This window comes from Paenibacillus arenilitoris (genome assembly GCF_014705655.1).
Lineage (GTDB): Bacteria > Bacillota > Bacilli > Paenibacillales > Paenibacillaceae > Pristimantibacillus > Pristimantibacillus arenilitoris.
In genome coordinates this window covers 80,936-96,279 of the sequence record NZ_JACXIY010000026.1, presented here as the reverse complement: position 1 = coordinate 96,279, position 15,344 = coordinate 80,936, and the positions used below count along the sequence as shown (strand labels likewise).

The following is a 15,344-nucleotide window of genomic DNA, read 5'->3' as shown; positions in this document are numbered from 1 at the left end:
TATGACGGACATGCCTCTGACAAAATGGTCAAACGCAAAAATCGGCCTTTGCCCCGATAGCATTCGGAGCGAAGGCCGATTCTCATGAAGGGATTGGGTTGCGAATGCGAGTGCGCTACGGTCTTACTCCGTATCTGATCGATCACGCAGGTTTATTCGACGATTTCAACCGCATAGGGATCCATGTGTACAGTAGGACCGACGCTCATCTCTTGCAGAAGGCTCCTATATGTACCCTTCAGCATGACCGTCTGCTGCTTTGGCGTCAGATTCAACAGGAACAAATAATTGGCGTTTCCTCTCCGTCGAATCGAAATTTGCACGCCCTCCGGCAAACCGGTAAATCGGGTTAGCCCAGCGCTATCCGCAGCCTTCCCGAACAATTCCAGGTAGAAGCTTTCCTCGACAACGGTTCCAATATAATACACTTTGCCCTTCCCATAGGAATGAACCGTCGCAGCCGGTTTGCCCGCGTAGAAATCGTCCTCATACCAGGCAACCGCCTCAGCGCCCGCAGGCTCCAGAACATCGCACCATTGACTGCACGAATAGGTCTTCCCGTCCTGCGTGCGGATCGTATGAACGTCATGGCCGACGGGATCGTATTCCGCTACGGTTACGCCCGCAGCCTCGGCTAAGTGAGCAGGCAGCGGATGCATCCAACATACGTTGCTCCTATTTTTGACGCCGGTACGATTCGTCAGGATGAGAGTGGCTCCGTTCTTCGCGCAATTTTTCAGCTTGTCCGCCAGTGTTTCATCCAGCAAATAGAGCGACGGCGCAACGATAAGACGATACTTGTCCAGATCGTCCGCAGTATTCACGACATCCGTCAGAATGCCCGTTTTGGTCAAAGCCCGCCGATGATAAAGCTTCAGATTGTCGAAATAATTCATGCCTTCTGCTTGAGGTTGAATCTCGAACGCATTGTACAAATCGTGCGAGTGGAGGACGGCAGCCTCCCCAAGCACCTCTGATCCCTCCAGGAGGGGAGAAAGCCGGTTCACTTCATCGCATAATATCCGGTATTCCTCGAATCGTCTGCCGGGAACATTGCTATGGTCGATTAATCCATGCCAGAATTGTTCGGCGCCATACGGAGCGCTTCGCCACCGGAAGTGAACGAGCGTGTCGGCGCCGCGGGCGATGCATTGCCACGCGAAGGCCCGGATAAATCCGGGCTGAGGGGTCCGCCACATCGGGAACCAGCATCCGGGAGGGCCGCTTATCGTTTCCATGATCCAGAAGTTTTGCCTCTTGATCCCCCGGGTCAGATCGAGCGTTAACGCCCCGCCGTATCCGCCCGACACCGCTTTATCGGGGCTCGTGCTCGGGTAATAATCGAGGGAAGCAAAGTCCAGTTCCTCGCAAAGCTTGTAATAGTCGAGGGACATCGGATAGCTCCAGATATTATGCGTCACAAAATGATCCGGGCAATATTTTCGCAGAATATTCGATTGCAATCGTTGAAATTCCACGACGGAATCGGTTTCGAACCGCTTCCAGTCGAGCAAAAAAGACGGATTCCTGAATTTGGCGCCGCCTAGCGGCGTCGTGATTTGCTCCCAAGAGCTATATTCGCCGCTCCAGACAACCGTGCCCCAATCCTGATTCAAGGCTTCCAATGTATCGTACTTCTTCGACAGCCATTCGCGGAACCGGATATTGCAATTCTCGCAATGACACTCGTTCAGACCGAACTCATTATCGATCTGCCAACCGATCACTGCAGGGTGATTGGCGTAATGAGTAGCCAGCTTCTCCACGATTCTCGCCGAGAAGATACGCATGGACGGACTGTTATAACAGCGATGTCCGCGAATGCCCGGATATCGCGGATGCAGCATGGCGTCGAGGGGAAGCACATCCGGAAAGCGCTCCACGAGCCAATTGGGAGGCGTGCAGGACGGCGTGCCGATGACGACCTGGATCCCGTATTTATAGAAGACATTGATTGCATCATCCAGCCAGCCGAACTCATACCGGCCTTCCTCCGGCTCCAGGCGCGACCAGGCGAATTCGGCCACGCGAATCAGGCTGACTCCCGTCTCCCGCATCAGCCTCGCATCCTGCTCCCACATCGAGCGCTCCCAGTGCTCCGGATAATAATCCACACCCATTTTCATTTCATATCCACCCCTATATCCTGATCCTTTCCGTGCGTCATTTATTTTCATCCTGCAACACGGTTTCGTAATTCTCTAATGCTTGTCAGTCATAAGCTGCTCAAGCAGCACCTTATCATTCATTTCGTTTGTATTTCGGTTGTAAAATACATTTGTAACATCCCATAAAACCGGGACAATTCCTCGGGAATATGCGGCCTTGTTCACCGACGTAAGATAAAGCCGTATCATTTCTTGCGTCTTATTTTTTGTAGCTAAACCAAACTCACCCATGATAACGGGGATGCCTTCGTCGATGAAACGTGTTTTCACCATATCCATGAGCTTATTTAGCTCGGCGAGGTCTTCATCCGTTCCCCACTCCGCACGCGCTTTTCCCCATTCCGCATCCTCATCCAGGATGGCGAAGGTTGGAGGCGTGTAATAATGGATCGATACCGCACTACGATTTTGAGGATCGTTTGGCATCTTATACAATTCATCAACGGTCTTCTCGATATCCGTTATATAACCGGCAATCAACAGGTGGCGTCGTTCATTGTTGCCTCCGGAACCGCGCACAATATCTACAAATGTCTGATTGATCTCGTTCAGCAGCTCATAAGCTTCTTCTTTGCCGTTAGTGCCGGCGTAATAATTCCATAAATCAAGCCAATTACCTTCCTCATTGAAGGACTCGAGCATTAGATAATCGTCATAGCTTTTAAAAGAATCCGCCAGCTGTGTCCATATGCGTGTATATTTATACATGGATTCTTCTTTTTCTGTCGGAAACTTCTCAAACCAGCCGCCATCCCAATGAAGATTCAGTATAACATACAGACCGCTGTCCAGTGCCCAATCTACAACTTCCTTTACCCGGTCCAGGTAGTCAGGATTAATCGTGTAATCCTCGCCCATCATATTGGACCACGATACGGGAATTCGAAGGACGCCAAAACCTTCGCTCGCATAACCTTTAATCATTTCCTCCGTAATAATGGGACTGCCCCAGGCCGTTTCATAACTTGTAACACTGAAGCCGCTAATCCAGTCGCCTGTGGACTCAAATGTGTTGCCCAAATTAATGCCGATTCCCATTTCTTTGACAAGCTCCATTGTTGTAATTTCGCGCATTTGCGCCCCTTGTTCATCCTTGGAGCAAGCCGATAACAATGAAAGCGCTGTAATGAATAGGATGATTAAAATCGTTTTCTTTTTCATTTTTCTCCCTTTCTCGAAGCTTTTTAAAAAATTATAATATGCGTCGTTAGTAGGCCCGATAGCTAAACGCGCTTATTAGGGTATCATTTTCTGCAGTCCTATGAATTTATAATGCCTATCATTGTTGCTATAGACTAAGTTCGTCATAGCGGAACGTGCAAATCGATGCTATGCTAAATATATAGGATGAAAGGAAGCGGTTTTCATGGAATTACACGTGATCGGACATCATCATTCCCATGACAAAACCTTTGCGATCGATCGCCCATTCGGCATTGGAAGCTGTTGGATTCTATTGCTAATCAAAACGCCAGCCGTCTTTATGCAAGACGGGAATGAAGCGATCGCGAAGGAAAATTCCTTTATTCTGTATACCAGCGATGCTCCTCAGCATTATCGTGCATATGGCGATAAATACGTGGACGACTGGTTCTACTTCAGCGTAGACGACGAGGATAAGGAATTTATCGGCAAATTAAATATTCCCCATAACACGGTTACGTGGTTAGGAGATATTTCCGAGATATCGTCCATTGTACAGAAAATGACTTACGAATTTTATACGGCGGGCCCTCACAGTATAGAGGCTATCAAGCATTATCTGAATATTTTCTTTATTATGCTCAGCCGCAAACTTCATATGGGGCTTCACTTTCCTTCGATCAAGGTTTCTGCAAAATATACAAATTTGATTAACGTTCGCATCCGAATTCGCAGCAACCCTGTGTCAATCCCCTCTGTCAAAGAGTTGGCTAATGAACTATCCATGAGTTTGTCGAGTTTCCAGCATACCTACAAAAAAATATTCGGCGTCAATGTTATGACCGATATCATTCATAGCCGCCTTCAATGTGCCAAAGCTCTGCTGGCAACAACAGATTTAACGCTGGACTCGATCGCTTCGCAAAGCGGATACGGCAATGCCTTCCATTTGATGAGACAATTCAAAGAGAAATTCGGGCTTACGCCAACAGAATATAGGAAGCAGCACAAATAAGCCCCGTCCATTCGACGGGGCTTTGGTTTGATCCGACCCTGATCCCTATCATTCATAGTTATTTATGGACTGTTGAAAGAACTCTTGTTCTCTCCATTGCGTGGGGGTCATATTAAAGTGTTTTTTAAACAGCTTCGAAAATTCCATCTGATTGTCATATCCGACGCTATGGGCAACTTCTTTAACCGTCATGCTGCCTTTTTTTAGTGATTGAGAAGCCGTCTCCATTTTAAGGGAAATGATAAACTGCTGCGTGCTTTTGCCGCAAATGCTTTTGAAGATACGCGCCAGGTGACTGCGGTCTATGTTTAAAAAATGGGCAATCTCGGAAACGGATACCCTTTTGTGCACATTGCTTCTTATATAGTTTTTGGCATAAGAGACGTAAGTCTCCGCCGCATTCTCCTCTTTCTTCAATAATTTACCCTTCGTAAGCGCCGCAATAAACGGCCAGAAGTGGCTCATGATCGTTTCAAAGTCGGTCCAGCCTAAATCTATGATGTTCCTAAGCGCGTTCCCGACGCCGTTATCATCATTTATCACGTGGTTTTCGTGCGAGAAGCCTGTCACGGACATCATCTTCTCCGAGAAGCTGCCGTCAAACTCAATCCAGCGATACAGCCACGGATCATGGTCATCCGCCTTATAATAGGCGGTTTGTTTCGGATAAATCAGAAAAAACTGTCCTGCGCGTACTTTATAAACTTTTTTATTAATATGCAATTCGCCTTGCCCGCCGTAAATGTAATGGATGAGATAGAAGTTACGCACTGCGGGCCCAAAGGAATATCCGCGATCGCACTGCTGTTCGCCATATTGCATGGGATAAATATCGGATGAGATTAAAGGGCTTTTCGCATAATAGAGTTTCATTGCATTCATCTCCCGAAACTACTATATCACATTTCCCCATAATCACTCGATAAAAACACATTTATCGACTTCATGATTTGTCCTATCATTACATTAAAAACGCGGCTTGCGAGGAGGATTTATTATGGACAAAGTATCGGCTAGAGTTACATCAAGGACAGCGCCGGACGAAATCGCGAATCCCGACTATATGTTTCCGGCTTTCTCGAACGGCAAGGTGCTTCTGAATAAAAAGCAGGGACGTCTCCCCGCCATGGGCTGGAACAGCTGGAATGCCTTTGGCAGCAAGAACAACGAGGCGCTCACGAAGGCAATGGCAGACGCCATGGTTGATTTGGGACTTGCGGAGCTGGGATACAAGTATGTCGTGCTCGATGACGGCTGCTATAAGTCCGAACGCGTCAACGGATTGCTTTCAAATGAAACGATTAAATTCCCAAGCGGCTTTAAGGCATTATCCGATTACATCCGCAGCAAGGGACTTAAATTCGGCATGTACAACGATATAGGTACCCATCTTTGCGCTGGCTCCGCGGTAGGCACTTGCGGCTTTGAGGACGTCGACACGAGGTCTTATATAGACTGGGGGGTCGACTTTATCAAAGTGGATAATTGCTACTACCTCTGGGACAACGCCACGTTCTCGGACTCCACAAACGCCAAATATTCCTACGCCCCGAATATCAGAAGCATAACGGTTACGGGCGAAGAACTGAAAATAACATTAAATGCAGTTAAGGACGGTGTCCTATTAGGCCAGGGCGCATCAAAAAACAGAGGCGACTATGTGACCCATATCGGTACATTCGACGGAACAAACGTTGGTACAACGCCTGTAGGCGACCGCTGGAGCGAGCTTGCGTTTACCGTGAACGCGCCGGCAAGCGGAAAGTACGCCCTAACCGTAAATTACGCAAGCGGCGAGCAGGATGGCACGGGACGCTGGCTTCAGCTGGCGGTAGGAAGCGCAGAGAACGAAACCCGATATTTGGATCATCTGCTTCCTCTTACCGAAAGTACGGCTGTCTTTGCGGATTCGGAAGAAATAACGGTATTCTTGAATGAGGGAGAAAACATCATACGTCTAATGAACCACAGAAGGCAGGAAAACACCCTTAATTCCTATGCGGTCTTGCTCGAAGGCTTGAACGTGGCCGACCCTGACCATGATATTGTATTCTCCATCTGCGAATGGGGTAAAACGCAGCCGCAAAACTGGGGATATAAGGTTGGAGACTCCTGGCGCATCCTTAATGATATAACCTTCAGCGTCGGCTCCGATGGCCATCCGGGCTCCGCCGAATGGAGCTCAAACCATACCGCAAGTATAACCTCGCAGTACAGCAAGGCGGTTATTATGGACGAGTTTGCCGGACTTGATAAGGGGTGGAACGATCCCGATATGCTAGTCATCGGCATGAACGGAATCACAACGACCATGAGTAAAACGCATATGACGATGTGGTGCATGATGAACGCTCCGATTATGCTTGGAATGGATTTAAGACGGGTTGCAAACGGTGACGAGCTATGGATGATCATTGCGAACAAAGAGGTAATCGCATTGAATCAGGATCCCCTCGGTATTCAGGCCAAAAGAATTTACTGCTCAATCGATAATGCCAATCCCGATACGGCCTATATTGCTAATAACAACCGTGTTGATATTCTTGTAAAGCCTCTTGCGAACGGAGATATTGCCATATCCTTTATCAATCTCAGTGACTCTAGAGATACGAAGGAGCATTCCGTTGATGTAAGCCGCATTATCGATTATCTTGGGCATAAAATGGTGGATGCCGAAAAGTTTAAAAATGCAGCAAGCTATTCCCTAAAGGATTTATGGACAGGCGAGGTTACAACGAGCCATTCAAGGACCTTCTCTGTTACAGGAATTAACGCTTATGACAATGTTACTATTAGAGTTACTCCTGTTTAATATGATGATTGAGGATTATGTTACGACTGAACAGTTTGTGACCCTGGTCATTAGAAGCAGTAAAGGCCATATAGAGCCAACGCGCGGCAGCCCATCATCAGGGTATATGGATTACGCGTTGTATAAGGGAATAATAGAGGACTATGATCTTACAAACATAAGCAAACCCATTGAGCGCCGTTCCGCTGCAAGAATCGTTCATGAGGCGCTGCTAACCGAATTCGGAGAAAGAGATGAGCATGATTGGTCGTCGGCAGAAAATCTTAGGGACTTATATGACTGTCCTACCTGCGTTATGCATATCGCGCAGGTGTATGTGAAAGGGATAATGCTCGGGCGTGACCATAGCCTATTCGACGCTGTGGGTGGCTTAACTCATGCGGAGGCTGCTGCAATTGTTGCAAGAATGCTTGATAAGGAGCAGCGTATTCCTCAGACTGGGGGCAGAGTATTTCAAAGTAAAAGTCTGACCCCCGATGAAGCGTGTGAGCTGATGTTAAATGATCCTACTGCCAAGCTTGTCGATGTACGGACTAATGAGGATTATCAAACAGGGCATATACAGGAAAGCGTTTGTATACCGTTACATGATATATCAATTAACCCGTTCTCGGTATGTGTGAGAAAGGATACGCCAATAATCCTTTACTGCCAAAAGGGGTATAAGAGTTCTGTAGCGGCACAAGCCCTTATAGATGCAGGCTATAGCAGAGTCTATACGATTCCAGGTATAGATCAGTATCCGTATACAATCTGTCGAGTACAAAAATAACATCCATCGTAATAGCCCCATCTTAATGTCAAGGTGGGGGCTGCTGCGTCAGTTCGTTCAGGCGCTCGGCGAAATAAGTCTATAATTTGCTAAAAGATGGCTATATAATCAAGGCGGACTCTAACTGACCTCGAATATAATTTGAATTGCATAGAATTGAAAGCGCTTACTAGAAGCGGTTACTATAGCTTCTGTAAAAGCGAATTAAGAGGTGATAAGCGAAGTATTATTCTTTTCCAACTACATGAAGAGAAGAGGTGCCATTTGATGACAAAATTTACGTTCAAGTCCTGCAAGCTAATAATGATCGCATTTGTTTTTATGTTTACCGCCGTTTTTACAAGCTCGGGTTCTGTAGCATCAGCAGCCGATATGACATGGGATTTCACGCAATATAACGCCGCTCAAATTACTTCGGCAATGGGTGCAGGATGGAATTTAGGAAACGCATTAGATGCTAATATTAACGGTGTTCCTAGCGAAACAGCTTGGGGTAATCCGGTTATCACAAAAGCGTTAATTCAAAAGGTAAAAGCAGCAGGGTTTAAATCCATTCGGATTCCGGTGACATATATGAAAAAAATCGGTCCTGCTCCGAATTACACTATTGATTCTGCGTATCTGGCCAGAGTGAAAGAGGTTGTCGATTATGCTTACAGCGAAGGCCTGTTTGTCATTCTCAATATTCACCATGATGGCGCGCACTCTACAACCCCCAATACTCCGTCAGATAATTGGCTGTTGCCGAATGCAAGCGATCAAAATACGATTCGAGACAAATATAAAAAGGTTTGGCAGCAGATTGCCAATACATTCGTTAATTATAACGAGCATTTGATCTTCGAATCAATGAACGAAGTATTCGATGGGGTGACATATGGCGGGTCACAGCCTGACCTCACGATTTATTCAAACATTAATGCATTGAATCAAATCTTTGTGGACACCGTGAGACTGTCCGGCGGAAACAATGCGGCAAGATGGCTCTTGATTCCAGGCTGGAATACGAACATTGATTACACGGCAGGCAACAATGGCTATACAGGTTTTGTGCTTCCAACAGACAATAACAGATCAAGTACTGTTCCTAGTTCCGAAAAGAGAATCATGATTTCTGTACATTATTACGATCCTTACTTCTTCTGCCTAGTAGAAAACGAAGGCGCTACCCAATGGGGTGCAACAGCAGACCCTGCCAAAAGAGACTCTGGGGGACAGGAAGCCCACATGGAGTCACAATTCAAATCCATGTACGATAAGTTCGTAACACAAGGGTATGCTGTAGTCATCGGAGAATACGGTGCAATCGATAAGTCGGCTCTTGACTCGTCCAACAATACCTATCGTGCAATTTGGACAAAAGCAGTTGTCTCAACAGCGAAGAAGTATAGCTTAGTTCCTGTATGGTGGGATAATGGATCTAATTTTGGATTGATTAACAGAAATAACCTTACAATAACACAACAAGGAATCATCGATGGCATCATGAGCGGAATAGGTAATTATTATAGGATCGTCAACCGCAATAGCGGCAAGGTGCTGGATGTAAATGGCTACTCAACTGCTGATGGCGCTGCTGTAAATCAGTATGCGTATACTGGCGGCTACAATCAGCAATGGGAATTGCTTAATGTCGGACTTAACAATTATCAACTCATAAATCGTAATAGCGGCAAGGTTCTGGAAATCGGGGGTTGGTCTTCTTCTGATGGCGCTACAGCACAACAATGGGCACATTCTGGTCTTGGCGGCTATAATCAACAGTGGCAGAAGATTGACGTAGGTGATGGTTATTTCGAATTTAAAAATGCTGCTAGCGGCAAGTATCTGGAAGTCTTGGGTTGGTCTACTAATGATAGTGCGCCAGTTGGTCAATGGTCTTTAGGCAATCAGTATAACTTTAATCAGCAATGGCAGCTGGTTCCGATTACCTAAATAAAACCCAAAGAAACGCAAAACAACGAGTGTGGAAGATGTAGCGAACGTAAGCGTCAAATAGCTCCCATTGCCAGGCTAGGTGGGGGCTATTTCGTATTATTAGGTCAGAAGCGCGTAGCATCATGAAAAACCGAAATCCGGACTGCGCATGGAATTCGACCGAACGAGAAGCTCTCTCCTAGGATTTGTTCGGGTAAAAACGAAAAAGGCACCAGGGCTTCGCAAGGAAGCGACCCGGTACCTTGCCAAAATTTTTGTTTTTTTTAGAAAACTTTCGCTTGCTATCGCAGCCTCTTCGTTTCGCCTGCCGCAATACGGACGGCTTCGCCGTCTGCGCTAACCCAAACCTCAAGGGCATTCGGATTATGCACCACGCTTCGATCAACCGAGAAACGGAGCGCTTTGAGCGCATTCTGGTAGGATACAATATCCGTCATCGACGCTTTCCAGATCGACTCCTCGCCGCCGAGCAGTTCGCCTGCCCTATCCATCAGCTCCCAGTTATCATCGTGGTCGAATTCGTAGCTATGGCCCCAGATGAACAATAGCTCCATGCGGCTAAACCAGCTATTAGAAGCCAGCAACTGTTCGATTTTCTCCAACATCTCCTTATGATGGCAGGTCGGATGCCATTTCAGCGGATCATCCGGCATGTGGAAGCCGCCGTGGCTCTGGACGGTGCGGGCATATTCGATACCGAGCACCGGCAGCGCGCGCACAACGCGGTCGTTGTAGGTGCCGAACGGATAACTCATACCGCGTACAGGATATCCCGTGATCGCCTCCAGATTTCGGCGATCCGCGATCAGCTCCTCCGCAATCTGGTCGTCCGGGGACTGCTCCAGGAAGGGATGCGTGACGGTATGGGCCGAAATCTCGTGGCCGCGAAATAAGTCCGCCACTTCTTCGGCATTGATATAGCCTTCCTGACCGAATTTGCCGGAATTCAGATGGAACGTTCCTTTGAGGCCATATCGGTTAAAAGCCTGCACCAGCCTCCTGTCTTGATCGCGGCCATCGTCGAAACTAAACGCGACCGCCTTGCTAAGCCCTCCCGGAAACCGGTCGAATCGAATGCTCACGTTTCCCATTATAACTCCTCCTCGAGTGAGTACTGCACTAACGATAATAACACACTACTAATCGTAGACCTTGATTTTCAAGACATGAAACAGCATGATATAGACATTGCACCTGAAATACCTCCGAACCATTTCGGTCGGAGGTATCCAGTTCCTATAGAGGATTATTTTTTTCCTTGATCATGGGGAACCTTAACGGTGGCGGATGCTTCCGTAACATTCCCTGCTTGATCTATCGCTTTATAAGTAATCGTATAGACTAGAGGCTCTTTACCCTTTGCTTTTTTGGCCAGCAGCTTGAATTCCGTATCGAATGTGCCGAATTCAGCTCCTTGTACCATAGATTCGTATCGGTCGACTTCTACGCTCGGCGTAATGGAGAGCAATTCCACCTGAGACAGCTCAACATCCGTCTCAACAGTTGCCGTTACTTTAACCAGCTTGTTGTTGGCCGGCCACAAGGTCTCCTTATCCATGAAAACATTCAGGGTTGGAGGAACCGTATCAATGACCAAGCTTCTGTACGCCCATTCCGACCAAGCGCCTTGATTATCTTTCACACGAACCTTGATCGACCAGGTTCCGTCTGCCAATTCGTCCAATGTGTAAGAATTCGTTGCGCCCTCAAGTTCCCCGCTATCCACTGCGACCGTCTCCCAAGCATCATTCGAGGCTTGCACCTGATAAGCGGCTTGAACGTCCGAAGCATCTTCGTCATGGGACATCCAGTCGATCTGCGGACTATTCTGATTGATCGCTTGGCCATCCTCATACGAGGTGATCGAGGCGGATGGAGCCGAATTAGGCATTGGCTCCGTCGTATCCTTGACAGCCATAAGCTGCTCAAGCAGCACCTTATCCATCATTTCATTTGTAGTTCGGTTGTAAAATACATTTGTAATATCCCATAAAACCGGGGTAAATCCCCTTGAATATGCGGCCTCGGCCACCGACGTAAGATAAAGCCGTATCATTTCTGGTGTCTTATTTCTTATTGCTACACCAAATTCCCCCATGATAACGGGGATGCCTTCGTCGATGAAACGTGTCTTCACCATATCCATGAGCCTGTTCAGCTCAGCGAAGTCTTCCTCCGTTCCCCATTCCGGATCCGCTTTTCCCCATTCCACATCCTCATCGATAATAGCAAATGTTGAAGGATGGTAATAATGGACCGATACCGCAATGCGATTTTGAGGATCGTTTGGCATCTTATAGAGTTGATCAGCGGTTTTCTCAAAATCGGTTCCATAACCGCCAATCAACAGATGTCGTCGTTCATTGTTGCCTCCGGAACCACGCACAATATCTACGAATGTCTGATTGATCTCATTCAGCAACGCATAGGCTTTTTTTCTGCCGTCGACTATGGTTTCTTGACCGCTGTAATAGTTCCATAAATCAAACCATATGCCTTCTTCATTGAAAGACTCGAACATCAGATGATCGTCATAGTCTCTAAATGCGTCTGTCAGCTGCGTCCATATGCGTGTATATTTGTACATCGATTCTTCTTTTTCTGACGGAAACTTCTCAAACCAGCCGCCGTCCCAGTGAAGATTCAGAATAACGTACATACCGCTATCCAGTGCCCAATCCGCAACTTCTTTTGCCCGGGCCAGATAGTCAGGATTGATCGTGTAATCCTCGCCCATCATATTGGACCACGCTACAGGAATTCGAAGGACGCCAAAACCTTCGCTCGCATAACCTTGAATCATTTCCTTCGTAATAATGGGACTGCCCCAGGCCCTTTCATAATTAGAAACACTGCTGCCATCAATCCAGCTGCCTGTCGATTCTAACGTGTTGCCCAGATTAATGCCGATTCCCATTTCTTTGACGAGCTCCATTGTTGTGATATCTCGCATTGGCATGGCCGGCGTGACTACCGGCGCACCCTGTTTAATATCGCCGCGGACGATGCCCATACCGTTCGTTCCGATATAGACCCGGCCGTATACTTGTCCATCGCCGGTAATCGTCCCTCTTGCATTCGCGAATTGATGCTGATCGTCATTCATGCGGATCCAGCTCGCTCCTTCGTCCTCCGAGCGGTAGAACCCGTACTTGCCGCCGTTTACTCTCAGTCCGGCATAGATCGTCTTATACGTTTTGCCCGGCGCTTCTTTGCCGAAACCGACGGATACCGCCGCATCAACGCCCGTTAGCTTCTGGAAGCTCGCTCCCGAATCCGTCGAACGGAATAGTCCATTCTCGCTGGCAAGCCAGATATCGCCTTCAGCCGTAGGAGCAGCCTTGAACTTGCCACTCAGATTTTGCGGCAGTCCGGTAGCAGCCGAAGCCGTGAAGCTGGCGCCGCCGTCCGTGCTGACATAGAACGTCCCCTCATGGAACCCGTAGAATTTGTCCGGATTGATACGGTCCGAAGAGACGACGGAGCCTTGCGGGATGCCTGTCGAGGCTGTCCACGTCTGGCCAAGGTCGGTAGAGTAGCTTACCGGCCGGTCGCCGTCGCCATCCGGAGCCCATAGAATCGTATCGCCGTTCGCGCTGACCGCGACCCATTCTCCGCTCGTATGGTCGCCATCCGCCGCCTGCCAGGCATTGGCCGCCGGCGTCCAGGTGACGCCGTTGTCTGTCGATACGCCCATCCGCGCGTCTAGGTTCGATGCATGGCCGACGCGCACGATCAAGTTCGGATTCGTCTCCGCGTAGTCCAGATCGGTGCTTGATACGATATAAGGATTTGTGATCATTTGCGGCGCCTTATTCAGGTCTTCATGACGGAACCCGCCGATATCGCCCATTGAGCTGATGAGCGGCGCCCCGGATGGAGGACTGATCAAGCCCAGAATCGCGGTCTCTTCAATTCCGTTCGCCATGACGGAGATCCCGATTTTCTCGCCCTTGTCGAAATCGGTCATGTTCTCGGAGCCGAACAGCGTCGCACCGGTACCGTACATGATCCGGTCCGAGTTGAACGGATCGATCTCCAGGTCGCCGATCATCCAGCCAAGCTTCGGCGAGGTTTCCGGGTCAGTCTCCGGGTCGCGCTGAATGCCCCAATCGAGCCATGGCGAGATCGAGTAATCGATCGTGTACCGGTTGTCGCGCTTCGGATACTCGGTGAACTGCCACAGGTTCTTCCATGTTTGCCCGCCGTCTGTACTGCGGTAAATGAAATTGTCCGGCCACCATACGTTCATCGAGGCAACCATCAGCGTATCGGGATTTTGAGGGTCAACGGCGAGACCGCCGTACGGCTTGCTCGTATTGCCGACTCCGTCCGGGGTGATGTCCGTCCACTCGCCCGTCATCGTATTCAGCTTCCAAACCGCGCCAGTGCCGGCGTCGTACGGTCCGATGGACGAGTTGTATGTTACGTACAGCATGCCGTTCGAACCCAGCGTTCCGTGGTGGGGCAGGAAGCCCTGAGTCGGCTGGCCCGCTACCGGCTCCCAGGTCGCGCCGCCGTCGACCGACTTATAAATGCTCGACTGCGTATCCGCCAAGCCGACATAAATCGTCTGCGTCGCATGGCCTGCTGAGCCCGTCGAAGGATCAAAGGTGATCCATACGGGGCCGACATTGCCGCCGTAGCTATCATTCACGTTGCCGACCGAAGTGAAGCTGCTCACCTTATGCCATGTCGCTCCATAGTCCTCGCTCTTCCACAATCCGTTCCCGTTGCGGGCTCCCAGGTAAAGGATCCGGTTATCGTTCGGGTCGACAGCCAGACGTTCGCCCATGGAACGGCCGGGCATGTTGCCGCCGAATTTGAACGGCATTTCGGTCTTCTCCCACGTTTGCCCGCGGTCCTGCGAACGAAGAATGTAGCCGTTCGACTGCACCCAGTCGTTCGAGTAGGTGCCGGCCGCAATATAGACGCGATTCGGATCGACAGGGTCGGTAGCTATACTCTCTACGCCCGACAGGTTCCAGTCTTCCAGGCTCACCCATTCCAGCAACTGAATCCATGTCTTGGTCGCCGGGTCCCAGCGATACGCGCCTCCCATGTCCGTGCGGGCATAGATGAGATCCTTCTCCTTCTCGTTGAAAATAATGCCCGGAATGAACCCGCCTCCGACGATCTTCACCCTGCCCCAATCATAGGCTTGCGATTTCACTGGCACGATATCCGACTGCACGGCCGCTGCTTCGCTTCCGGTCGAATCCGCTGCGAATGCCTTGTCGGGTACCTTCGAGAACGAAGGGCCCATGCTTACCGTCAATGCTGCGGCCGTGACCAGAAGTGAAGCGGACTTACATAAGGAAATCATTTTTTGGGTGAAGCCACGCGACTTTCTCCTTGTTTTCATCAAACTAATCTCCTTTTTCAATCGTTTTCTTCTTGCGTTCATACCGCTAGCTCTTGTTGAAAACATTTGATGTAAACGTTTTCATGTTTTCAACAACCACTCCTCCTCATTTCACATATTTTGATACATCA

9 protein-coding genes are annotated in these 15,344 nt (G+C 48.8%); 4 read left to right on the top strand and 5 right to left on the bottom strand.

Annotation, left to right across the window (positions count from 1 at the left end; translation table 11 throughout):
• Positions 1–152: 152 nt before the first annotated feature.
• Together IDH41_RS20995 and IDH41_RS20990 are read right to left on the bottom strand one after the other, a co-directional pair.
• A complete protein-coding gene (locus IDH41_RS20995; RefSeq protein ID WP_190864517.1) occupies positions 153–2,126 on the bottom strand; it encodes a beta-galactosidase in 1,974 nt (657 codons plus the stop codon).
• 75 nt (positions 2,127–2,201) lie between these two features.
• Positions 2,202–3,329: a glycoside hydrolase family 5 protein gene (locus IDH41_RS20990; RefSeq protein WP_190864516.1), complete on the bottom strand. Its 1,128-nt coding sequence runs from the start codon at positions 3,327–3,329 to the stop codon at positions 2,202–2,204.
• A 205-nt stretch (positions 3,330–3,534) separates the two neighbouring features.
• Between IDH41_RS20990 and IDH41_RS20985 the strand changes: the two genes are divergently transcribed.
• Positions 3,535–4,326 (top strand): AraC family transcriptional regulator, encoded by a 792-nt coding sequence (locus IDH41_RS20985; RefSeq protein WP_190864514.1) that lies wholly within the window; start codon positions 3,535–3,537, stop codon positions 4,324–4,326.
• A 48-nt stretch (positions 4,327–4,374) separates the two neighbouring features.
• Here the strand turns inward: IDH41_RS20985 and IDH41_RS20980 are convergent, their stop codons facing one another.
• Entirely contained in the window at positions 4,375–5,199 is an 825-nt protein-coding gene (locus IDH41_RS20980; RefSeq protein WP_190864512.1) for an AraC family transcriptional regulator, read from the bottom strand.
• A 124-nt stretch (positions 5,200–5,323) separates the two neighbouring features.
• Here IDH41_RS20980 and IDH41_RS20975 point away from each other — a divergent pair, with 124 nt between their 5' ends.
• From IDH41_RS20975 to IDH41_RS20965, 3 genes are all read left to right on the top strand, one after another.
• Positions 5,324–7,138, top strand: a complete 1,815-nt coding sequence (locus IDH41_RS20975; protein WP_190864510.1) for an alpha-galactosidase — start codon at positions 5,324–5,326, stop codon at positions 7,136–7,138.
• On the top strand, positions 7,104–7,910 hold the full coding sequence (locus IDH41_RS20970) for a rhodanese-like domain-containing protein (RefSeq protein ID WP_190864508.1): 807 nt from the start codon (positions 7,104–7,106) through the stop codon (positions 7,908–7,910). The genes IDH41_RS20975 and IDH41_RS20970 overlap by 35 nt, the downstream gene beginning before the upstream one ends.
• 267 nt (positions 7,911–8,177) lie before the next feature.
• On the top strand, positions 8,178–9,845 hold the full coding sequence (locus IDH41_RS20965) for a cellulase family glycosylhydrolase (RefSeq protein ID WP_190864506.1): 1,668 nt from the start codon (positions 8,178–8,180) through the stop codon (positions 9,843–9,845).
• Positions 9,846–10,129: 284 nt separating this feature from the next.
• Here IDH41_RS20965 and IDH41_RS20960 read toward each other — a convergent pair whose 3' ends face one another.
• Positions 10,130–10,939 carry a polysaccharide deacetylase family protein gene (locus IDH41_RS20960; protein WP_190864505.1) on the bottom strand — a complete coding sequence of 270 codons (810 nt, stop codon included), beginning with the start codon at positions 10,937–10,939 and terminating at the stop codon, positions 10,130–10,132.
• 155 nt (positions 10,940–11,094) lie between these two features.
• Complete coding sequence (locus IDH41_RS20955) at positions 11,095–15,174, bottom strand: cellulase family glycosylhydrolase (protein WP_223829921.1); 4,080 nt, start codon at positions 15,172–15,174, stop codon at positions 11,095–11,097.
• Between the last annotated feature and the right edge of the window lie 170 nt (positions 15,175–15,344).